Here is a 22,671-nt window from a genome sequence, read left to right as displayed (position 1 = left end):
TATAACTGTTTATTGTACTTTTGTCGGACTATTTTAAAAATACATTCAAACAATATTATGGATAGGTTTTCATTTTTAAACGCAGCACATACCGAATTTTTTGCACAATTATACGATCAGTATTTAGAGAATCCAGATAGCGTTGAGCCAAGTTGGAGGAGTTTCTTTCAAGGTTTCGACTTTGGGATGACTACTTATAATGAAGAACAAGCCTCAGCACAAGGGAACCCAGTTGTTATTCAAGCATCAGGTGATTCTTGTTCTGCTTCGAATGCCGAAGTTTCTGAGAAACTACAGAAAGAATTTAAAGTTATCAAGTTAATCGAAGGCTACCGTACTAGAGGACATTTGTTTACCAAAACAAATCCAGTGCGTGATCGTCGTGTATACACCCCGTCTTTGGCTATCGAAAATTTTGGTTTAGCCGCTTCAGATTTAGAGTTGGTTTTTGATGCTGCCAAAGTAATTGGAGTAGCTCCATGTACTTTGCGTGAAATTATCGGTCATTTAGATAGAATCTATTGTCAACATATCGGTATTGAGTACGTATATATTCGTAAACCAGAAATTGTAGAATGGATTCGTCAAAAAATTAGAATTAATGACAATCAACCGAATTTCTCTGCTGATGAGAAAAAAACAATTTTAGAGAAATTAAATCAAGCAGTTTCTTTCGAAAACTTTTTGCATACTAAATATGTAGGGCAAAAACGTTTCTCATTAGAAGGAGGTGAGTCGATTATACCAGCATTAGACGCTTTGATCGAAAAAGCTGCTGACAAAGGGGTAGAGCAGTTTGTTATGGGAATGGCACACCGTGGTCGTTTGAATGTATTGGCCAATATTTTTGGAAAATCTACTCAAGATATTTTTAGTGAATTTGATGGTAAAGATTACGATCAAGAGTATTTTGATGGTGATGTGAAATATCACTTAGGCTTAACAGCCGACAAAGTGACTCGATCAGGAAAGAAAATCAACATCAATTTAGCGCCTAATCCATCGCACTTAGAAACCGTAGGAGCCGTTATCGAAGGAATTACAAGAGCCAAACAAGATAAGTATTATCCAGAAGATTTTTCAAAAGTATTACCTATTGCAGTGCATGGAGATGCGGCTATTGCTGGACAAGGAATTCTTTATGAAATCGTTCAAATGGCTCAATTGGACGGATACAAAACAGGAGGAACCATTCATATTGTAATTAACAATCAAGTAGGATTTACAACCAACTATTTAGATGCTCGTTCTTCTACTTATTGTACAGACATTGCCAAAGTAACCCTTTCACCAGTTTTACACGTAAATGCAGACGATGCCGAAGCGGTGGTTCATGCCATGTCTTTTGCTTTAGACTTTAGAATGGAATTTGGGCGCGACGTATTCATCGACTTATTAGGGTATAGAAAATATGGTCATAACGAAGGTGACGAGCCAAGATTTACGCAGCCAGTTTTATATAAAATCATTGCTAAGCATCAAAATCCAAGAGATATTTATGCTTTAAAATTATTGTCCGAAGGCGTGATTGATGCTACTTATGTAAATCAATTAGAAAAAGAATACAAAGCCGTTTTAGAAACCAATTTAGAAGAATCTCGTAAAAAAGATTTGACAATCATTACACCATTTATGCAAAATGAATGGGCTGGTTTTGAGCAAGTTTCTGATGATGTTATGTTGAAAAAAGTAGATACAACAGTTACAAAAGAAACATTAGATTCTATTATTGCAACGGTTTCTAGTTTGCCTTCTGATAAAAAATTCATCAACAAAATCACAAAAATTGTTACCGATAGAAAAACGGGCTATGACAACAATACAATTGATTGGGGTACAGCCGAAACGTTAGCTTATGGTACATTATTAACCGAAGGTTTTGATGTGAGAATCTCAGGTCAAGACGTAGAACGTGGTACTTTTTCACACCGTCACGCAGTAGTGAAAGTAGAGGATTCTGAAGAAGAAGTAGTATTATTAAATCATATCGAGAACAAAAAAGGAAATTTCCATGTGTTCAACTCTTTCCTTTCAGAATATGGTGTATTAGGATTTGATTATGGTTACGCTTTAGCCAATCCAAAGTCATTGACAATTTGGGAAGCACAATTTGGAGATTTTTCTAACGGTGCTCAAATTATGATTGACCAATACATCTCTTGTGGTGAAGATAAATGGAACAATCAAAACGGAATCGTGATGTTATTGCCTCACGGTTACGAAGGACAAGGTGCAGAACATTCTTCTGCAAGAATGGAGCGTTATTTACAATTGTGTGCTCGCCATAATATGTATGTGGCCGATTGTACTACTCCAGCGAATTTCTTTCACTTGTTGAGAAGACAAATGAAAACGAATTTCCGTAAGCCATTAATTGTGTTCTCTCCAAAAAGTTTACTTCGTGACCCAAGATGTGTGTCGCCACTAGAAGACTTTATCAATGGTGGTTTCCAAGAGACTATCGATGATACTGCTGTTAACAAAGCTGAGGTAAAAACATTAGTATTCTGTACAGGTAAATTCTATTATGATATTACCGCAGAAAGAGCTAATAATGGTAGAAACGATGTGGCGGTAGTTCGTATCGAACAATTATTCCCATTGCCAATCGAACAGTTAAAAGCTATTATTGCTCAATATCCAAATGTAGACGATTATGTTTGGGCACAAGAAGAGCCAAAAAATATGGGAGCTTACACATACATGTTAGCTAATTTCGATTTGGTAAAATGGAGATTAGCATCGCTTAAAGCATATGCGGCGCCAGCATCAGGAAGCTATACTCGTGCTAAGCGTCGTCACGCAGATGCAATTAGAATGGTATTTGATAAAAATTTATTTAGATAAAAACGTTTGTGGTCTTTAGTTTTTAATAACAACAAACCAGAAACCATAAGCCTTAAACTACAAACAATAAACTAACAGAAGATGATTTTAGAAATGAAAGTCCCATCACCAGGGGAATCCATCAAAGAAGTAGAAATAGCCACTTGGTTGGTAAAAGATGGTGATTATGTAGAGAAAGATCAAGCGATTGCTGAAGTAGATTCAGATAAAGCTACCTTAGAGTTACCAGCTGAAGCAAGTGGAGTAATTACCCTAAAAGCCGAAGAAGGCGATGCAGTAGCAGTAGGCGCTATTGTTTGTTTAATTGATACTGGAGCAGCAAAACCATCAGGTGCAGCACCTGTGGCAGCAGCAGCACCAGTAGCCGAAGCTCCAAAAGCAGAGGTAAAAGTTGAAGCTCCAAAAGCAGCTCCAGCAGCTCCAAGTTATGCAGCAGGCACTCCATCGCCAGCCGCTAGAAAAATATTAGACGAAAAAAATATAGCTCCAGAAACCATTGTTGGAACTGGAAAAGCAGGTAGAATCACTAAAGAAGATGCCATTAATGCAGTGCCATCTATGGGAACTCCAACAGGAGGTTCTCGTGGTGTAGAGCGTACCAAATTATCTATGTTGCGTCGTAAAGTATCTGAGCGATTGGTTGCTGCCAAAAACGATACGGCAATGTTGACTACATTCAACGAAGTAAACATGACGCCTATCAACAATTTGCGTAACGAGTACAAAGATGCTTTCAAAGCAAAACACGGCGGGGTAAGTTTAGGCTATATGTCTTTCTTTACCAAAGCGGTAACTAGAGCATTGCAATTATATCCAGATGTTAACTCTATGATGGATGGTGATTACAAAGTGGCTTACGATTTCTGTGATATCTCAATCGCAGTTTCTGGACCAAAAGGGTTAATGGTGCCAGTAGTTCGTAATGCAGAAAACTTGACATTCCGCGGCATTGAAGCCGAAATCAAACGCTTGGCCTTAAGAGCACGCGACGGACAAATCACTGTAGACGATATGACAGGAGGAACTTTTACAATCACTAACGGTGGTGTGTTTGGTTCTATGTTGTCAACTCCAATTATCAACCCTCCACAGTCTGGAATCTTAGGAATGCACAACATTATCGAGCGTCCTATTGCTGTAAATGGTAAAGTAGAAATTCACCCAATGATGTACATAGCCCTTTCTTATGACCACCGAATCATCGACGGACGCGAGTCAGTTGGGTTCTTGGTAGCAGTGAAAGAAGCACTAGAAAATCCAGTGGAATTGCTTTGCGATAACAATCCTAAAAAAGCATTTGAGTTGTAGTCAATTCCATTTTAAATACACAAAATCCCAAATTCCAATACTGGTTTTTGGGATTTTTTTATGGAAATAAGTCACAGAATCAGTTGGTTTAGGAGCAGGAAGATAGGGCTTTTTCAGGAAGCTAAGTCCCGCTCTTCGTTATAATCTTTTGGGGCTGAACCCCAGCCCCAAAAGGATTTCCACTACTATCGGGGCTAGTGAGGGACAAGGGGCATTTTTTGAGGCATCTATTTAATAAACCTAAATCAACTAATTCTTAAACGGAAATCGTACTTCACCTGCAAGGTCTTTTTCCAGACCTTGTAGGTGTTTTTTTGAAAATTGATTATAATAGCAAACCCGATTTCGATTAAGATAATGTCAGCAAAATAAGGATTGTTATTGGGTTGCACTAAAGTCAATTGCCTCTCGCTAAAGCGAGAGGATATGATTGTAAAGATTTAGAGGCTTTAGCCAAAATAGGGGTGAGTTTTTGGCTAAAGCCCAATAGGAAACTCATTGTAAAGAACGGGCTAAAGCCCATTCCTATTGAATTTATGCAAAAAACAAAATTTGTTCTCCTGCAAGGTCTTTTTCCAGACCTTGTAGGTATTTTGAAAGTACAGCATACCTACAAGGTTAAAAGAAACCTTGCAGGAAGTACAAAAAGCGGATAGAAACTTAAAAAATGCAACTCCGTTACAATGGCTTTTTTCACCTTACCGCAACAACGATAGGAGCGGCAGCTTTTGCAAAACTTCCATTTAAGGTTTTGCAAAACTATAGCGGATAGCGTGGTGCCTTGGCAATTGCCCTAAAAATCCTGTTTCAAATACAAATAATGATTGTAGTAATCAATAATTCCTTTGCCTTTTAGAAGGATATCGGCGCCAATTATTCCATGAACCGCTTTGGCTTTGTGTTGAGTAAGCGCTTCGTTGACGTGCGATAAGTCGAAAATGACTAGCGCAGCATTGGCTGTTTTCCAGCGACCCAATTGTAGCTTGTTGTCGGTCGAAAGTTGGGTTAGCATTCCAGTAGCGCCTGCACCTGCAGCTTTGGTTTTGGATTTTTTGGCCTTTAACCGAAAGAAATCGACACCTTCAAAACCCACGCAACTACTTGAAGCACCTGTATCGAGTATGAAATTACCCGCAATGCCATTGATTTTGGCTTTGACCAATAAATGCTGCGTTTTGATGATTTTGAATCGGATTTTTTGGTAGTTTTCGGTTTGTAAGATTGCGTGTAGATTTTCCATAATAAAAGTGCCTTTTCAAAAGTAACCTAAAAATTTTAAAACTACTATGGCAAAACGTTAACTTTGTCGCGCAAAAATGATACAATGATACTTACCGATACGCATACCCATTTATATTCTGAAGAATTTGATCAAGACCGTGGCGAAATGATGCAACGCGCCATAAATGCTGGAGTTTCTCGCTTTTTTATTCCCGCTATCGACTCGACTTGTACGCAAGCTATGTATGATTTGGAACAAGATTTTCCGGAAAATGTTTTTTTGATGATGGGCTTGCATCCTACTTATGTGAAAGACAATTACGAAGCGGAATTGGCACACGTGGCCTCCCAACTAACCAAGCGTAAGTTCTACGCCATTGGCGAAATAGGCATCGATTTGTATTGGGACAAAACACATCTTAAGGAACAACAAATTGCTTTTAGGCAACAGATTCAGTGGGCAAAGCAGTATAAATTGCCCATCGTGATTCACTGTCGTGAGGCTTTTGATGAAATTTTCGAAATTCTAGAAGAAGAGAAAAGCCCTGAATTATTTGGAATTTTTCACTGTTTTTCGGGAACTTATGAGCAAGCACTTCAGGCTATTTCTTATAATATGTTGTTGGGAATTGGCGGTGTGGTAACGTTTAAGAATGGAAAAATTGACCAATTCCTAGACCGCATTGATTTGCAACACATCGTCCTCGAAACCGATTCTCCATATTTGGCCCCAATTCCCTTTCGTGGTAAGCGAAATGAGAGCAGTTATGTGGTGAATGTGGCTGCAAAATTGGCTACAATTTACAACTGTAGTGTAGCTGAAATAGCCCAAATTACTACTGAAAATTCTAAACGAGTATTTGGGATTTAAGCCGAAATGTGCGGATAGTTTCCGTTTTTTTTTGTTCTTTTGTCCCCATTAAAAATGAAAATCAAAATGCAAAAATTTGACTCCATTCGGCCATTTTATGATTCCGAAGTTAACGATGCGTTATCCGATGTGATTCAGCATCCGATGATGAAAGCATTAATGAATTTTTCTTTCCCTGAGGTAGCAGACGAGGTCTGGAAGGAACAACTCAAAAAAACGCACTCAATTCGTGATTTTCAGTGCAATTTTATTTATCATTCTGCACGCAAAATTTTAGAGAAAAGCTCCGAGGGGTTAACCACTTCTGGTTTTGAGCATTTAGAAAAAAACACGCCTTATTTGTTTATTTCCAATCACCGAGATATTCTTCTTGATACAACATTGCTTAATGCCACTTTATTCGAACACGGCTTGGTGATGACGGCTTCGGCCATCGGAGATAATCTTGTTAAGAAATCTTTTCTTAAAATATTAGCAAAACTCAATCGAAATTTCTTAGTACTTCGTGGGCTTTCGCCAAGAGAAATGTTGCAAAGTTCTAAGTTACTTTCTGAATACATAAAGCAGTTGTTGTTGCACGAAAACCGTTCGGTTTGGATTGCGCAACGTGAGGGACGTACCAAAGACGGTAATGATGCCACCAATCCAGGAGTTTTGAAAATGTTGGGGATGGCCTCTGAGGAAAAAAATGTGATGGATTATTTTAAGAAAATTAAAATTGTTCCGGTTTCTATTTCCTACGAATATGACCCAACCGATGTACTCAAGATGCCACAATTGATGGCAGAGGCCAATAATGAGATTTATATCAAAGAGAAAAACGAAGATTTTCAAAATATTTTGAGTGGCGTTTTAGGTCAAAAAAAGCGAATCCATATCCACATTGGAAAAATTATAGATACTGAAATAGATGCTATTATGGCTAATGAGGAAAACGCCAACAAGCAAGTTTTAGCCTTGGCACAAGCCATTGATGACGCTATTTTGACGAACTACAAGTTATGGCCAACGAATTTTATAGCCTATGATTTGTTGAACAAAACCAATCAATATGAGCATAGATATACCGAAAATGAAAAGTCGTTGTTCGAACGCCGATTAGAAATGCGAATCGATCATGATAACCCACAACTTTTAGAAGGGTTTTTGGCTATGTATGCGAATCCTGTGGTCAACAAATTGAAATATACGGATGCGCTCTAGTACAAAAATATTGCTTATTTATACCGGCGGAACAATTGGTATGCAAAAGGATTTTGAGACGGGAGCGCTCAAGGCCTTCAATTTTAGCAAGCTTTTGCAACGCGTACCAGAATTGAAATTGTTGGATTGTGCTATAGAAACGATTTCATTCGAACATCCTATCGATTCATCAAATATAAGTCCTGCAAGTTGGGTAGCAATAGCCGAAGTTATTGAACAAAACTATACTGCTTTTGATGGTTTTGTGGTATTACACGGCTCAGATACCATGTCGTATTCTGCCTCGGCATTGAGTTTTATGTTGGAGAATTTAGGGAAACCCGTAATTTTTACGGGCTCTCAATTGCCTATTGGAGATTTGAGAACCGATGCGAAAGAAAATCTGATTACCGCTATACAAATCGCATCCTTGCAAGAAAACGGAAAACCCGTGATTACAGAAGTCGGTTTGTATTTTGAATACAAATTGTACCGTGGTAATCGTACAACAAAGATTAGTGCGGAACATTTTAATGCATTCACTTCACCTAATTATCCTTTCTTAATTGAATCAGGAGTGCATTTAAAAGTCAACAAAGACTTATTATTGCCTTTTGACGAAAACCAACCTTTGCGCGTTCATAAGGTATTTGACACCCAAGTGGTGATTCTAAAAATGTTCCCAGGAATCAATCAAAAAGTATTGGAAACACTAGTGCATATTCCTGATTTAAAAGGTATTGTTTTAGAAACTTATGGTTCTGGAAATGCGCCCACTGAGGAATGGTTTATTGAATTGTTACAACAAGCCATCATTTCTGGGATACATATTGTAAACGTCACACAATGTTCAGGTGGAAGTGTCAATATGGGGAAATACGAAACGAGTTCAGAACTAAAAAAGATTGGTGTTATTTCAGGAAAGGACTGTACCACAGAGGCTGCCATTACTAAGTTAATGCATCTTTTGGGACAGAATATTCCAGCCACAGAATTTAAAAACACCTTCGAAAATGCGATACGAGGAGAAATGGGATAATAATTACTTTTTCCTTTTCTAACTCATTTTTTTTTATGTTATTTGCAATCCCAATTAGAGAGGTGTCCGAGTGGTTGAAGGAGCTAGCCTGGAAAGCTAGTATATGGGTAACTGTATCGAGGGTTCGAATCCCTTCCTCTCTGCAAAAATGAAATTGAAGCTTCCTGTAAAAAGGAGGCTTTTTTTATTTAACTCCATTGCTAAAAGCATCCTCTTCCTAAAAATGAGTATTTTTGCAATATGGGAACAAGTGGAACAGCAGAGCGAAAAGGCTATAACAATTACGGTACTTTTTTACGTGAAAAATACAACGGACAAAAGGTATACAAAGTAATTGTAGACGCTGGTTTTAGTTGTCCAAACCGAGATGGAAGCAAAGGGTTTGGAGGTTGTACGTATTGCAATACCGATTCATTTACGCCAGAACTTTCCCGAAAATTACCCAGCATTACTGAGCAAGTGCTACAAGGCATAGAACGAGCCAAAAAAGCCTATAAAGCCGAACGATTTATCATTTACTTTCAGCCCAATACCAATACGTATGGGACGGTGGAGTATTTGAAAAAATGCTATGACGAGGCCTTAGCTGTTGCGCCAGATGTGATAGTTGGTTTGTCGGTAGGAACTCGCCCAGATTGTCTCGATGCGGAAAAAGTTGCGTTACTAGAATCGTATTGTGATCAATGGGATGTAGATGTCGAAATGGGGATGGAGTCTATTTATGATGCCACTTTGCAGCAAATCAACAGAGGATGTTCTCATCAAGAATTTGTTGATGCAGTAGCGCTTTTTGCTAATAGTCCGATTGATTTGTGTGTACATACCGTGTTTGGTTTTCCGGGGGAAACAATCGAAATGATGTTGCAATATATTCACGAAATTAACCGGTTTCCTCAAATAAAATTTGTCAAGTTCCATCATCTGCACATCGTAGAAGGCTCCATTCTTGGGGTACATTACAAACGAAATCCCTTTCCGCTTTTTACTTTAGAAGAATATACTGATTTAGTATGTCAATTGATTCCGTTGCTAAGACCCGATATCATCATTCAGCGCTTGTTTGGTATTTCAGATTGGGATTTGCTTATTGCTCCGAATTGGGGACTAAAGAAAACATTGATTCAGAATTATATGGACAAGGAGATTGCTAATCGAAATATAATTCAAGGTGCTGCGTATGATTTTCAAAACCAATAGAAGTTGGTTGTTGTACTCCGCAATCATTTTGAGTGCAAAGTAGTATATTTGTCTTTTGGCAAAGCCAACGAAAAAGTGTTGGTCATTCATTTTAATTTCTAAAGGTATGCGCGTTTTTATCTTTCTTATTGTTTTTTTTAATGGGAGTTTGGCTTTTGCTCAAGATTTTATTGGTAATGAAGAAAGGCCTAGGATGAGAATAGATTCTTTGTATCGTGAAGATCAGTTTTACATTGGAATTACATACAATAATTTAATCAATGGACCAGCAAACTATTCCAGAGATAAAATTTCTACAGGTTTTACGGGTGGTTTTTTGCGCGATATGCCTGTAAATAAAAACAGGACTTATGCTATTGCTGCAGGACTTGGATTGACCTACAATAATTACAATCACAACTTTGGGGTGTCTGGCACCAATCAATCGCCCAATTATGCTATTTTGGGTGATGGTACTTACAGCAAAAACCGATTCACCACGCTTACTGCCGATTTGCCTATTGAGTTAAGATGGCGTACTTCTACTTTTGAAAGTACTAAGTTTTGGCGTATTTATGCGGGTTTTAAATTGAGTTATTTGGTGTATGACCGCAATGCCTATGATGCCGCTCTGGGCAATGTAACAATACGAAACAATGCCGATTTGAATAAATTAGGCTATGGAGTGTACTTGGCATCAGGTTACAATACCTTCAACGTTTACGTTCAGTATGGGGCAAATTCGTTATTTAAATCAGCGCAAATTGGTACTGAAAAAGTACAACTACGAAGTCTTAATTTTGGCTTACTATTTTATATCTTATAACCAAACTACCAAGAGCAACAACTGAGGTATACTCCCAGACAAAAAGCCAATAATCAACTCCTTTGGCGTGTGCGCTTGCATCACCAATCGCGAGGAAGCGATAACGCCATTCATAAAAATTAAAAAAGGAACAAGTAGCGGAAAATGATCTGGATGATGCAAATGTAATCCTGTAACAAATACCGTCAATGAACTAAAAGCAATCATATGAATACTCGCTTTTATTTTTGCAAAAAGCAACAAGAGCGCAATTAAAGTGCTCATCAAAGCTGCCAAAAAGAAAAAATGCAATTCAAAATAACGATCAATGGTGATACTTCTTTTTACCAATAAAATGAATAAAAAACTCTGAAGAACTAAGGGAATTTTACGTTGTCCCAAGTCATATGCCATCACCGAATCTATTTTGTTGAGTGTTTTGAGTAAAAAATAAATAAGGATAGGAACCACAATAGTTAGAATTGTGATTTGTAATACTACAAATGCTTTTTCTTTTAGTTGAAACAGTGTTTCGTTATAATAGAAATAAAACAACGTAGCCATCAACGGAATAAAGACCGGATGGAAAAGGTACGAAAAGAAAGGAAGTGTTTTTTTCAAAGCATTTGGGTTTTCATTTACAAATATATCTAAAATAGCTTTTTGCTTCTTTTTTTTAACGTAGCAAGAAATATGAGAGAACTTCGTTAAATAAAATTAAAACCACGGTTCGGATTAGTTGTGTTTTACTAATTTTACTTTCAAACCCAATGCTGATGAATCTTACAATTGCTACGATTTCAAAACAAATAAATGCCTCGTTCGAAGGTGATGCTTCCTTACTTATTGATGCTATTTCTATTGATAGTCGTTCTTTACAAAACGGACCACATACTTTGTTTTTTGCTTTAATTGGTCCCAATAACGATGCGCATTCTTATATAAATGATTTGATTCAGCAAGGTGTTACTCATTTTGTAGTGCAGTACATTCCTGAGAATTGTGTAGGAAAAGCTCATTTTTTGGTGGTGCAAAACACCTTAACAGCCTTGCAAGAATTGGCGAGTTATCATCGTAGTTTGTTTCATTTTCCAGTAATTGGAGTTACGGGTAGCAACGGGAAAACTATTGTAAAAGAATGGCTCAATTTCTTGCTAAGCCCCGATTATTCTATTATTCGTAGTCCCAAAAGTTATAACTCTCAAGTAGGTGTTCCTTTGTCTGTGTTGGCGATTGCCAAGCAACATAATTTCGGAATTTTCGAAGCGGGAATTTCTACGGTAAATGAGATGGTGCATTTGGAAAAAATCATTCAGCCCACGCTTGGGATTTTGACAAATATTGGTTCGGCTCACGACGAAGGGTTTACTTCTATTGGTGAAAAAATTAAAGAAAAATTACAGCTTTTTAAACACTGTGATTTGCTGATTTATAATAAAAATAAAACCATTGACGCATTTTTGAAACCTTCTTTAAAAACCTTTTCATGGAGTTTCAAAGACCCTACTGCCGATGTTTTTATTCAGAAATCAAGCATTTTAGATAAAACCAAACTGCATATTCAATTAGAATCGTATGCTTTTGATATCATCATTCCTTTTCAAGATGATGCTTCTATCGAAAATGCGATTCATTGTTTAATGGTACTCTTGCATTTGGGCTATGATAGGGTAACTATCGAACACCGAATGTATTTGTTGTATCCTGTCGAAATGCGTCTAAAGGTCAAAGACGGTATCAACAGCACCACAATTATAGACGATAGTTACAGTTCCGATTTTCAGTCTTTAAAAATTGCATTGGATTTCTTAGAAAGTCAAAAACAATACAAGAAAAAAACAGTAATCTTATCCGATATTTTTCAGAGCGGATTATCGAACGAAGAGTTGTATTCCAAAGTTTCGCAGCTTGTTATTTCGAACAAAATCAATCGTGTGATTGGCATCGGTACGACCATAACCGCTTTTAAACACAAGTTTGTCAATTGCATCACGTATCCTACTACAGCCGATTTTTTAGCGCAGTTGGATAATGCTACTTTTGGCAATGAAACGATTTTAATCAAAGGCGCACGTAGTTTTCATTTCGAAGATATTGTTTTGGCACTCGAGGAGAAAAAACACGAAACGGTTTTAGAAATCAACCTCAATGCTATAAGTCACAATCTTAATTTCTTCCGTTCTAAGTTACAACCGTCTACCAAAATGATGGTGATGGTCAAAGCATTTGGATACGGAAATGGTGGTTTTGAAATTGCCAAATTATTAGAACACCACCAAGTAGATTATTTAGGCGTGGCTTTCGCCGATGAGGGAATTGCCTTGAAAACAGCAGGAATTCATCTGCCGATTATGGTATTGAATCCTGAGTCTACGAGTTTTTCTGCGATAATTCAGCATCAATTAGAACCCGAAATTTATAGTTTGAAAGGCTTGCGTTCCTTTTTGAAAATTGCTGAACAAAAGAAACTAAAACACTTTCCCATTCATATCAAGCTCGATACAGGTATGCACCGATTGGGCTTTGAAAAAGATACTATTGATGAATTAGTTGCAATACTCAAAGGAAATACATTGGTTTCCGTAAAAAGTATATTGTCGCATTTGGCCACCAGTGACGACCTAAACCATCAAGCTTTTGTTGAATCTCAAATCGAGTTGTTCAAAAACTTATCCAGCCGATTGATGGCGGAGTTAAATATTCAACCTATTCGACATATTTTGAATACTTCGGGGATTAGTAATTTTGCGAAAGCGCAATACGATATGGTTCGTTTAGGCATTGGTTTGTATGGTGTTTCTAATGATGCCGAAGAACAAAAAGAATTAGAAAATGTGAGTACACTCAAATCTGTCATTTCACAAATCCGAACGATTCCTGCTGGAGATTCTGTAGGTTATGGTCGTCGATTTATGGCCGAAAAGCCTACCAAAGTAGCTACCATTCCCATTGGTTATGCCGATGGAATCGCACGACTTTGGGGAAATGGAGTGGGATATGTGTCGATTCATCAGCAAAAAGCAACGATTATAGGAAGTGTTTGTATGGATATGTTAATGGTAGATGTAACGGCTATTGATTGTCAAGAAGGCGATGCGGTGATTGTTTTTGGCGAAAGCCCAACCGTAATCGAAATGGCCGAGAAACTACACACGATTCCCTACGAAATCTTAACTAGTATTTCCCAACGCGTTAAAAGGGTGTTTTACAGAGAGTAAAGTAAAAATTATTTTATTTACATTTGTTTGTATTAACTAAATTTAGAACTATTATGGGAATGATTTCAGAATTTAAAGATTTTATTGCGAAAGGCAACGCAATGGATTTAGCAGTAGGAGTTATCATAGGTGGTGCTTTTGGTGCTATTGTTAATTCTTTGGTGGCCGATGTCATCACGCCAGCTTTGTTAAATCCAGCTTTAAAAGCAGCTCAAGTAGAAGATTTAGCTGGTCTAAAAACCGATGGAGGTATTTTGTATGGTAAATTTTTAGCTGCTGTAATCAGTTTCTTGGTGATTGCTTTTGTTATTTTCTTGATGGTAAAAGCGATTAACAGTATGAAGAAAAAAGAAGAAGCCCCTGCCCCTGCAGCTCCAGCAGGTCCAACTCAAGAAGAATTATTGACTCAAATTAGAGATTTATTAAAGAAATAATACCGCTACACTAGTGTCTAACTTAACCGTCTCTTTTCCCAAAAAGAGGCGGTTTTTTTGTCTTAAAAATTAAAAATAATTATTTTTGTTTAAAATGTAACAATTTGTTAAAAATTGTGAATCATGTTGTTTTCTTTATCAGATTACGTACTTTTGTGGCTCAATAATAAGACACTATAAATTTATATACAATGAGAATAGCAGTTGTAGGTGCTACCGGAATGGTAGGCGAAATCATGTTGAAAGTATTAGCAGAACGTAATTTTCCAGTTACAGAGTTAATTCCTGTTGCTTCAGAAAAATCTGTAGGGAGAGAAATAGAATTTAAAGGGAAGACGTATAAAGTAGTAGGTTTACAAACAGCAGTAGATATGAAAGCAGATATTGCTTTGTTTTCTGCAGGAGGAGGAACTTCGTTAGAATGGGCTCCAAAATTTGCAGCAGCAGGGACTACTGTAATCGATAATTCATCAGCTTGGAGAATGGACCCAACCAAAAAATTAGTGGTTCCAGAAATCAATGCTAGTCAATTGACTAAAGAAGACAAAATCATTGCTAATCCAAACTGTTCTACTATCCAAATGGTATTGGCATTGGCACCTTTACATAAAAAATACAACATCAAACGTGTAATTGTTTCTACCTATCAGTCTATCACTGGTACGGGTGTAAAAGCAGTGCAACAATTCGAAAATGAAGTAGCAGGAATAGAAGGCGAAATGGTGTATAAATATAAAATCAATCGCAATTGTATTCCACAATGTGATAGTTTCGAAGACAATGGTTACACCAAAGAAGAAATGAAATTGGTAAACGAAACCAAAAAAATCTTAAGCGATGATACTATCAAAGTAACAGCAACTGCTGTTCGTGTACCTGTAGTTGGTGGACATAGCGAAGCAGTGAATGTTGAGTTTACTAATGATTTTGATGTGGCTGAGGTGCGTAACATTTTACACCATACAGACGGAGTGGTAGTTCAAGACAACTTGGATACTTTTACCTATCCAATGCCTCGTTATGCTGAAGGAAAAAATGAAGTTTTTGTAGGTAGAATTCGTCGTGACGAAAGCCAAGCCAACACTTTGAATATGTGGATTGTGGCTGATAACCTAAGAAAAGGAGCAGCAACAAACACGATTCAAATTGCAGAATACTTAATCACAGCGAACTTAGTTTAAAACACTATAACCCGCAACACAACCTAAACCGCTTCACTTGGAGGCGGTTTTTTTATGCTTTTTTTTGCTTTCAAAAGCATCGCAACCCCAATGAAATGTTGTACTTTTAAACTTTAAATTTTAATTGAAGAAGATGAAAAAGCTAAAAGTAATTGCTTTCGATGCTGATGATACGCTTTGGGGAAACGAAATGTATTTTGATGAAACCGAAAAAAAGTTCTGCGGTTTGATGGAAGATTACCTTTCGCATCAAGGGATTTCTTCTGAATTGTTTCAAATAGAAATTGCCAATTTAAAGTTGTATGGCTACGGCATCAAAGGCTATATTTTATCGATGATAGAGGCAGCTATGAAAATTTCTAATAATACTATTTCCATTGAAGCGATTGAAAAAATTGTACAATACGGAAAAGATTTACTTGAAAAACCGGTTGATTTACTAGACGGCGTAACCGAAACCTTGGAAGCTTTGAGTGGAAAATATAAATTAGTAGTTGCGACCAAAGGAGATTTATTAGACCAAAGACGAAAATTACACAATTCAGGTCTTGGTCCTTATTTTCATCATATTGAAGTGATGTCAGACAAACAAGAAACCGATTATTTGGATTTGATCAAACGCTTGGAGATACAACCCGATGAGTTTTATATGATTGGTAATTCGCTTAAGTCGGATGTATTGCCAGTGTTAGCCATTGGCGGGCATGCGGCTCATATCCCTTTTCACACGACTTGGGCTCATGAGAAAATAGACCACAATGTAGAGCATCCTAACTTTACGACTTTGCAACAATTAACCGAAATAATTCCACTTTTAACTTAATGAAGCAGCTGTTTGACCTTGAAAATTGGAACAGAAAAGAGCATTTTCATTTTTTTAGACAAATGAGTGAGCCCTTTTTTGGTGCTACTGTGGCTATTGACTGCACCAAGGCATACGAAAAAGCCAAATCCATTTCATCTTCTTTTTTTATTTACTATTTGCACAAAACGTTACAAGCGGTCAATGCGATTGAAAATTTTAGATACCGCATAGAAAACGACACTATAGTGGTTTATGATAGAATTGATGGTTCTCCTACAATTGGTCGTTCTGATGGAACTTTTGGTTTTTCGTTGATTGAATTTCATCCCGATTTTACTGTTTTTGAAAAAAATGCGCTAGAAGAAATCGAACGCATTCAAAACACCACTGGCTTGTTTACTCGTTCTTTTGATTCGGATAATCTAATTCATTTTTCGGCTTTGCCTTGGTTGGATTTTTCGTCTTTATCGCACGCTAGAAGTTTTACTTTTCCAGATAGTTGTCCTAAAATTTCTTTTGGAAAAATGGTTGTTGAAAAGGATGGAAGCAAGCGAATGAATATGTCGGTGCACGTACATCACGGTTTGATGGATGGATTGCATTTGGGACAATTTGTTGATTATTTTCAGCAAATTATGAACGAGTAAGTCTTCAATTTCTGGTATACTCTTTGCTGCAAAAATTGTACTATTTTTAATATAAATCATTATGAAAAAAGTATGGGTTCTTTTATTTCTATGGACTACTTTTTTGACTTTTAGTCAAATTAGATTGGCTTCTCATCCTTTAGAATTAAAAAAAGCAAAAGAGTACCATCAAATCATCAACACCTCTGATAGGCAAAATGATAATGTCTTTGTTTTTGCTACCGATAAAGAAAAAACAACGATTCTAAAGTACAGTCCCTTCTTGTTTTTTAAAGACAGTATGGTGACCAAAAGACCCGATATTGGTTATAAATTGATGGCAGGTTACTCCTTTGGAACAGATGAAAATCCAACTATTTACTGGGCCGATTCTAATTTTAGAAACATAGTTGCAGTACATTATGATTTGGTTGCAAAGACGACGACGGCTAATTATCTTCAGTTGCCTTTACAACGAGAAACCGTGCTCAACGCCTTTAATGAGAACAATAATTTTTATGTTCTCACCAAAAAAAATACTGCCGAAGCTTTAGTACTTTATGTTTTTAAAGGAGGTGAAAAAACACAATATCTTCTTGATTTTAGTGGTTTTGAGTTTGTCAATAGTAAAAAAGAAGCCATCAGTTTATCAATGATTTTGTCTGTTTTGCCTTTAGAAAAAATAGAAACACGTGCCTATAATCCTTTGTTTAAAGCCACAAGTAAATCCAAATTTTATGTACGAGAGAACGATATTCTTTTCACCTTCGACCATAACATAAATGAAACACAGTTGTTTCAATTGGATTTCAAGACCTTAAAACTCGTTGAGCGTAGCATTCCACAATTTCCGTTGAAACGTTTAAATGGATTGTCAAATTCTTATTACCACGAAAACAAAATATATCAAGTAACTGCGAATGATGAGGAATTACACTTTGGCTACAAAGACTTTCAAACCGATGCGGTAATCAAAGAATTTAGTGTGACAAAAAATGATACCATCACTTTCAAAAACTCACCTTTGTTCGCTCAAGTTATGAATCAGCGACCAAAAGTAATGAAAACCACGGCCAAGTTTTTGAAGCAATTATCGGGTACTGATTTGGGGGTTACGGTCTATAAAACGCCCAAGAATTTGTTTCTAACTATTGGGGGTAATCAAGAAATAGAGCAACTGTCTACAGGGTTTGCACCAAATGGGGGTGACTTTGTAACCAATTCTTATTTTATTCCATTGAATGTTTATTTTGAAAGTGTTTTGGACAAAAAAGGAAATCATATCAACTCAAAACCTGAGCCTTTGGCCACCGATTTTATAGGTCAATTTTCTTTTGAAAACCCACAAGCTGTTTTGCAAAGTACTTTCAGGCATAAGAATTATTATATTAATGGATATTACGATACCAAGTTGAAGCAATTTGTGATGCAGAAATTTTATGATGGTTTTTAATATTTTGCCTTTATTATTGTGTTCTAATTAGTATCTTAGTGTTTGCCAAATCTGTATTTTAAAATTGTCATTAACTTAAAAAAGAAAACTATGTTGTCTAAAAATATTGAAGTCGCACTAAATAATCAAATTCGAATAGAAGCAGAGTCTTCTCAGATTTATTTATCAATGGCTTGTTGGGCCGAAGTGAATGGACTCGAGGGTATTGCACAGTTTATGTATGCGCAATCCGATGAAGAACGTGCACATATGTTGAAACTGATTAAGTACGTCAATGAGCGTGGTGGTCACGCACAAATCACTGATTTGAAAGCGCCCAAAACAACTTATGATACTTTTCAAGGAATGTTTGAAGAATTGTACAAACACGAGATTTTTGTTTCAAATTCTATCAACGAATTGGTGCATATCACTTTTGCAGAAAAAGATTATGCGACCCACAATTTCTTGCAATGGTATGTAGCTGAACAAATTGAAGAAGAAGCTACGGCAAAATCTATTTTGGATAAAATCAATTTGATTGGTGACGATAAAGGAGGTTTGTATTTATTTGACCGCGATATTCAGCAAGTTGCTGTTGCAAGTGCTGCCGCAGCTGCTGCAACTAAGTAATACATCCTTATAACTTTTAACCCGAATACGATATTCGGGTTTTTTTATGCCTTTTTATGTTAAAGTTTATTTAGAATAGATAAAAACAACATATATTTGCCTTTGAAAATAAGACTCAAAATTATGAGTAAGAAAGACAAAGATAAGGACAAGAAAAAAGGCAAAAAAGAAAAGAAAGACCAAAAGAAGAAAGCGCTTTTGGCCAAAATCAAAGTTGCCGAAAACTGCAAGTCAAAATGTTGCGGAAAATACGAGAAAGGCGAAAACAAACGTTGCGGCCGTTGTCCTATGTTTGATTTGATTAAAAAAGTAGCGTAATTCTAAAATTGCTACTACATTGCACACTCAACTGTGTGTTTTATGTTTTTTATTGCCAACCATCCCATTTACAAACATCCACTACCTGAGGGGCATCGCTTTCCGATGCTCAAATACGAATTGCTTCCCAAGCAGTTACTTCACGAAGGTACAGCCGAATCGACTGATTTTTATTCCCCTGAACCTATTGATTTATCTTTAGTTCATGCTGTGCATACACCAACTTATGTTAAGGCTCTTACCGAATTGACCCTCGACGCTAAAGCCGTTCGAAGTATCGGATTTCCACTTTCAGCAGCATTGGTCGAGCGAGAGTTGCGCATTGCACAAGGTACAGTTGTGGGTTGTAATCACGCGTTGGAAAACGGTATCGCTTTTAACATTGCTGGTGGAACCCATCACGCGTTCTCGGACATAGGAGAGGCTTTTTGTTTGCTTAACGATCAGGCGATTGCAGCTCAGTATCTCATCAATCAGAAGAAGTGCCATAAAATCCTCATTGTAGATCTCGATGTACATCAAGGCAATGGCACCGCAGAAATCTTTCAAAATAATGCTGATGTCATTACTTTTTCAATGCATGGTCAAAGTAATTATCCCTTTCGAAAAGAAACTTCAGATTACGATATCGCTTTGCCAGACAAGACGGATGATTCAACTTATTTGGCCATTCTACAAGAAACCCTTCCAGAATTACTCAGCCTCCATCGTCCCGATTTTGTGTTTTACTTAGCGGGTGTGGATATTTTGGGTACGGATAAATTGGGAAAATTAGGGTGTACTTTGGAAGGCTGCAAAACTCGAGATAGCTATGTTTTAGGCCTTTGTAAATCATTGGGTATTCCAGTACAAGTGAGTATGGGTGGCGGTTATTCCCCAGCGATAAAAACTATAATCGAGGCGCACGCTAATACATACCGAGTGGCGAGAGCGTTGTATTAATTTGCTTTAAATTTGAAACATATAAGTCATTGAAGTTTTGGATTGAAGGTTTTTTGAACCATATAAGGGATGTAAGGTCATTTAAGTTTTGTGGTGAAATCCTTGGTGAAGTTTAACCGCAAAGTTCGCAAAGATTATCGCAAGGTTCGCAAAGTAGTAAATCATTTAAGTTCTATTGAAAATCCGTTTCATCCGTTTTATCCGCGACATCCGTGACCAATAATTAACCACAAATTTCACAAAGCACAAAATATTAAACCAAAAAGACATTCAGAACATTCAAGCTTTTTACTCAACTTTTATGTCCTTAAATGCCTTCTATGGTTTTGAAGAATTCTGCTGCTTATAGAAAACTCAAATGGCTTATATGTTTTAAATTAATTCTTCCTGATTGAGATAAATGTTTTCTAATAGTTGTATGATTTCATCCGCATAGTGTTGTGTTCGTTTTTCTCCAAATCCTTTAATCCATTGAAAATCGGAACTCGTTTTGGGATGTTGCACCGCTATTTGAATCAGATGGCTGTTGTGACACACCATAAATGGTTTCAAACCATTAGTTTTGGCTTTTTCGTTGCGCCATTTTTTCAATTGTTGAAACCTATCGACTTGGTCTTGGGTTAAGTCGGTGAGCGACTCTTTTTCACGGGGCGCAAGATTGATTTTCTCTTTATAGTGCAACAAAACCGACCAATAGCTCGCATCGGATTCGATGAAATGGGTATCAGATTGTACCAATTCTACCGAGGCGATAAAATCATTAAGCTGTTGCTGGTCGTGCGCCAAATGTGGAGCATCTACCCGAACGGAAAATACTTGTACATTCATAGCCTCGGATTTTATTTACCAATCAAAAGGATTTCATTCACTATCACTTCGGTGATGTAGCGTTTTTCCCCGTTTTTGTCTTCGTAACTGCGATGAGTGAGTTTGCCTTCGATGGCTACTTCCTTGCCTTTGGTCACGTATTTTTCGATGATGTCGGCTGTTTTCCCCCAGGCAGTTACTTTGTGCCATTCGGTTTGTTCTACTTTGTTACCTTTGTCGTTGCGATAAGTGTCGTTGGTGGCGATAGTAAGGTTGGCTAGTTTTTTACCTCCGTCGAAGGTTTTGATTTCTGGTTCGTTTCCTACGTGACCGATTAATTGTACTCTGTTTTTCATTGCATTCATGGCGTGTAAATTTAAAAGTTAGGCATATAATTAAAATGTTCGTGTTGGATGAGCAACAAGGTCGTTGTTTCATTTCGACAGGGCAAAGATGCGGTGCCGATTGATAATTAGTCGGTTGCATCCCATTTACTTTCGGTTGTAATTGTTTGTAACCGTTTGTAAATGGAAATTTTTGAGTATATTTGGTATTCTACTAAATGGCTTGAATTATGAAGAAATATTTAGAATTAGAATATTATAACAATATAGATTTTAAAATACCTGAATATTTAAAACCAACAATTGAAAAAAATCAAGTTGGAATTCAAACACATTACATAGATCTGTCGGAGAGTAAATACGGAGAAGAAATTTTTAAACAGTTTCACAATAAGTCCGATTTAGAATTAATTGAAGATTTAGTAAATAAACATGGTGTTTTTTTCGAAAAATTTCTTTCTGCAATATTTAGAACTAGAATACATCCTTTTTTTTATGATGAAGAAAATTCGAATCGTTTGCTTAATAGTTGCAAAAAATATTATAAAAAGACAGAAAGTAGAAACAAGTTAATTGATAGAATAAAAAATGATTTTCTAAAAATTTCTATTATTCGTTTAAAAAACGATATTATTTATAAGAAAATTGTAGAATCAGTGTTAGAAAAATCCAAACCTAGAAAATGTGCTATTTGTGATAAGTCTTATAAACCAATAAATCTTCCTGATTGGGTCTATTATGGGTCAAATGGTAATGATACAATATGTTTTGAATGTCCAACTAAAAAAACTCAAAATAAAACAGAAATTAAAGTATTAATTAGACAACTTGTTAGCTTATTAAACTTCATTCCAAATGCAGATTTTAACCTAATTAATTATAACTTTAGTTCGAGGGTAAAAAAAGAAAACTGGATTGAAGTCAGTAAAATGATATTACAAATTGGCCTTAGTGGAAATGAATTTTTAGGGGCTGATTCAATTTTCAAGAAAAAATTCGGAAGTTGGTTTAAGGCTCTTGTCGAATCAAACGTTTTACCTAATGGCCATTTAAAATCTACTAGAGGTATTAGATGTATATCTAAAAGTGGTAATGAATGTAATTCTCTCGATGAATTATTTGTTGATAATTGGTTATTTGAAAATAATATTATATCCATAAAAGAACCAATGTACCCTAGTCATCCAATATACAATGTATTGGGAAGAAGAAGAGCAGATTGGAAAGTTAATGATTATTTTATAGAATATTTTGGTTTAAAAGGAGAAGAAGCTTACGATAAAAAAACACAAGAAAAATTATTATTAGTTGATAGTCTTAATCTAAAACTGATTTCAATTTTCCCATCTGATTTAAGTAATCTATCTGAAAAATTAAGTATCCTAAAAATAGATACAATTAAAAATTAGTAAATTTTTGGGCTAAGACAATCGTTGTGGAAGCGAATCAAAATTAAACTCCGTGTCATAAAAAACCAATTCA

Annotated in this window: 21 protein-coding genes and 1 tRNA gene; 18 read left to right on the top strand and 4 right to left on the bottom strand. The window is 36.4% G+C overall.

All coding sequences use genetic code 11. From position 1 onward, the window contains the following. The first annotated feature begins 57 nt into the window (after positions 1-57). Both ACZ1AQ_RS13590 and odhB read left to right on the top strand, forming a co-directional pair. A complete protein-coding gene (locus tag ACZ1AQ_RS13590) occupies positions 58-2,847 on the top strand; it encodes a 2-oxoglutarate dehydrogenase E1 component (RefSeq protein ID WP_489633414.1) in 2,790 nt (929 codons plus the stop codon). Positions 2,848-2,928: 81 nt separating this feature from the next. Continuing rightward, positions 2,929-4,155 carry a 2-oxoglutarate dehydrogenase complex dihydrolipoyllysine-residue succinyltransferase gene (odhB, locus tag ACZ1AQ_RS13585; RefSeq protein WP_489633413.1) on the top strand — a complete coding sequence of 409 codons (1,227 nt, stop codon included), beginning with the start codon at positions 2,929-2,931 and terminating at the stop codon, positions 4,153-4,155. A 793-nt stretch (positions 4,156-4,948) separates the two neighbouring features. Here the strand turns inward: odhB and ACZ1AQ_RS13580 are convergent. Then, positions 4,949-5,395 carry a retropepsin-like aspartic protease gene (locus ACZ1AQ_RS13580; RefSeq protein ID WP_489633412.1) on the bottom strand — a complete coding sequence of 149 codons (447 nt, stop codon included), beginning with the start codon at positions 5,393-5,395 and terminating at the stop codon, positions 4,949-4,951. A gap of 84 nt (positions 5,396-5,479) precedes the next feature. Here ACZ1AQ_RS13580 and ACZ1AQ_RS13575 point away from each other — a divergent pair, with 84 nt between their 5' ends. The 6 genes from ACZ1AQ_RS13575 to ACZ1AQ_RS13550 all read left to right on the top strand — a co-directional run bounded on the left by ACZ1AQ_RS13575 (position 5,480) and on the right by ACZ1AQ_RS13550 (position 10,470). Beyond that, a complete protein-coding gene (locus ACZ1AQ_RS13575; RefSeq protein WP_489633411.1) occupies positions 5,480-6,247 on the top strand; it encodes a TatD family hydrolase in 768 nt (255 codons plus the stop codon). A 66-nt stretch (positions 6,248-6,313) separates the two neighbouring features. Next, on the top strand, positions 6,314-7,450 hold the full coding sequence (locus ACZ1AQ_RS13570; RefSeq protein ID WP_489633410.1) for a 1-acyl-sn-glycerol-3-phosphate acyltransferase: 1,137 nt from the start codon (positions 6,314-6,316) through the stop codon (positions 7,448-7,450). After that, the gene (locus ACZ1AQ_RS13565) at positions 7,440-8,468 is read left to right on the top strand and encodes an asparaginase (protein ID WP_489633409.1); all 1,029 of its coding nucleotides are present in this window, start codon (positions 7,440-7,442) and stop codon (positions 8,466-8,468) included. The genes ACZ1AQ_RS13570 and ACZ1AQ_RS13565 overlap by 11 nt, the downstream gene beginning before the upstream one ends. A 56-nt stretch (positions 8,469-8,524) precedes the next feature. After that, positions 8,525-8,611 (top strand) — tRNA-Ser (locus ACZ1AQ_RS13560). 97 nt (positions 8,612-8,708) lie between these two features. Then, the gene (gene mnmL, locus ACZ1AQ_RS13555; protein ID WP_489633408.1) at positions 8,709-9,665 is read left to right on the top strand and encodes a tRNA modification radical SAM protein MnmL/YtqA; all 957 of its coding nucleotides are present in this window, start codon (positions 8,709-8,711) and stop codon (positions 9,663-9,665) included. A gap of 106 nt (positions 9,666-9,771) precedes the next feature. Further along, a complete protein-coding gene (locus tag ACZ1AQ_RS13550; protein WP_489633407.1) occupies positions 9,772-10,470 on the top strand; it encodes a porin family protein in 699 nt (232 codons plus the stop codon). Here ACZ1AQ_RS13550 and ACZ1AQ_RS13545 read toward each other — a convergent pair. Beyond that, positions 10,465-11,070 (bottom strand): hypothetical protein, encoded by a 606-nt coding sequence (locus ACZ1AQ_RS13545; RefSeq protein WP_489633406.1) that lies wholly within the window; start codon positions 11,068-11,070, stop codon positions 10,465-10,467. The two genes, ACZ1AQ_RS13550 and ACZ1AQ_RS13545, sit on opposite strands and share 6 nt — an antisense overlap. Before the next feature lie 155 nt (positions 11,071-11,225). Here ACZ1AQ_RS13545 and ACZ1AQ_RS13540 point away from each other — a divergent pair, with 155 nt between their 5' ends. From ACZ1AQ_RS13540 to ACZ1AQ_RS13500, 9 genes are all read left to right on the top strand, one after another. Further along, entirely contained in the window at positions 11,226-13,667 is a 2,442-nt protein-coding gene (locus tag ACZ1AQ_RS13540; RefSeq protein ID WP_489633405.1) for a bifunctional UDP-N-acetylmuramoyl-tripeptide:D-alanyl-D-alanine ligase/alanine racemase, read from the top strand. Between the two features lie 53 nt (positions 13,668-13,720). Then, the gene (gene mscL / locus ACZ1AQ_RS13535) at positions 13,721-14,101 is read left to right on the top strand and encodes a large conductance mechanosensitive channel protein MscL (RefSeq protein WP_315172423.1); all 381 of its coding nucleotides are present in this window, start codon (positions 13,721-13,723) and stop codon (positions 14,099-14,101) included. 191 nt (positions 14,102-14,292) lie between these two features. After that, on the top strand, positions 14,293-15,282 hold the full coding sequence (locus ACZ1AQ_RS13530) for an aspartate-semialdehyde dehydrogenase (RefSeq protein WP_489633404.1): 990 nt from the start codon (positions 14,293-14,295) through the stop codon (positions 15,280-15,282). 133 nt (positions 15,283-15,415) lie between these two features. After that, a complete protein-coding gene (locus ACZ1AQ_RS13525; protein WP_489633403.1) occupies positions 15,416-16,105 on the top strand; it encodes an HAD family hydrolase in 690 nt (229 codons plus the stop codon). Continuing rightward, positions 16,105-16,734 (top strand): CatA-like O-acetyltransferase, encoded by a 630-nt coding sequence (locus tag ACZ1AQ_RS13520; protein ID WP_489633402.1) that lies wholly within the window; start codon positions 16,105-16,107, stop codon positions 16,732-16,734. The genes ACZ1AQ_RS13525 and ACZ1AQ_RS13520 overlap by 1 nt, the downstream gene beginning before the upstream one ends. Before the next feature lie 61 nt (positions 16,735-16,795). Beyond that, positions 16,796-18,166, top strand: a complete 1,371-nt coding sequence (locus ACZ1AQ_RS13515) for a hypothetical protein (protein WP_489633401.1) — start codon at positions 16,796-16,798, stop codon at positions 18,164-18,166. Between the two features lie 90 nt (positions 18,167-18,256). Next, complete coding sequence (locus ACZ1AQ_RS13510; protein WP_489633400.1) at positions 18,257-18,778, top strand: ferritin; 522 nt, start codon at positions 18,257-18,259, stop codon at positions 18,776-18,778. A 123-nt stretch (positions 18,779-18,901) separates the two neighbouring features. Then, complete coding sequence (locus ACZ1AQ_RS13505; protein ID WP_489633399.1) at positions 18,902-19,096, top strand: hypothetical protein; 195 nt, start codon at positions 18,902-18,904, stop codon at positions 19,094-19,096. Positions 19,097-19,138: 42 nt separating this feature from the next. After that, positions 19,139-20,038, top strand: a complete 900-nt coding sequence (locus tag ACZ1AQ_RS13500; RefSeq protein WP_489633398.1) for a histone deacetylase family protein — start codon at positions 19,139-19,141, stop codon at positions 20,036-20,038. A 372-nt stretch (positions 20,039-20,410) separates the two neighbouring features. On the opposite strand, the gene ACZ1AQ_RS13495 is transcribed toward ACZ1AQ_RS13500, so the two are convergent. Continuing rightward, complete coding sequence (locus tag ACZ1AQ_RS13495) at positions 20,411-20,866, bottom strand: HRDC domain-containing protein (RefSeq protein ID WP_489633397.1); 456 nt, start codon at positions 20,864-20,866, stop codon at positions 20,411-20,413. Between the two features lie 11 nt (positions 20,867-20,877). Next, positions 20,878-21,210, bottom strand: coding sequence for a single-stranded DNA-binding protein (locus ACZ1AQ_RS13490; RefSeq protein ID WP_489633396.1), 333 nt, complete (start codon positions 21,208-21,210; stop codon positions 20,878-20,880). 209 nt (positions 21,211-21,419) lie between these two features. Between ACZ1AQ_RS13490 and ACZ1AQ_RS13485 the strand changes: the two genes are divergently transcribed. Continuing rightward, positions 21,420-22,598: a hypothetical protein gene (locus ACZ1AQ_RS13485; RefSeq protein ID WP_489633395.1), complete on the top strand. Its 1,179-nt coding sequence runs from the start codon at positions 21,420-21,422 to the stop codon at positions 22,596-22,598. The last annotated feature ends 73 nt before the right edge of the window (positions 22,599-22,671 follow it).

Source organism: Flavobacterium sp. UM26 (assembly GCF_057922445.1).
Note: the sequence above shows the minus strand (reverse complement) of the source record. Positions and strands in the feature narration are given on the sequence as shown.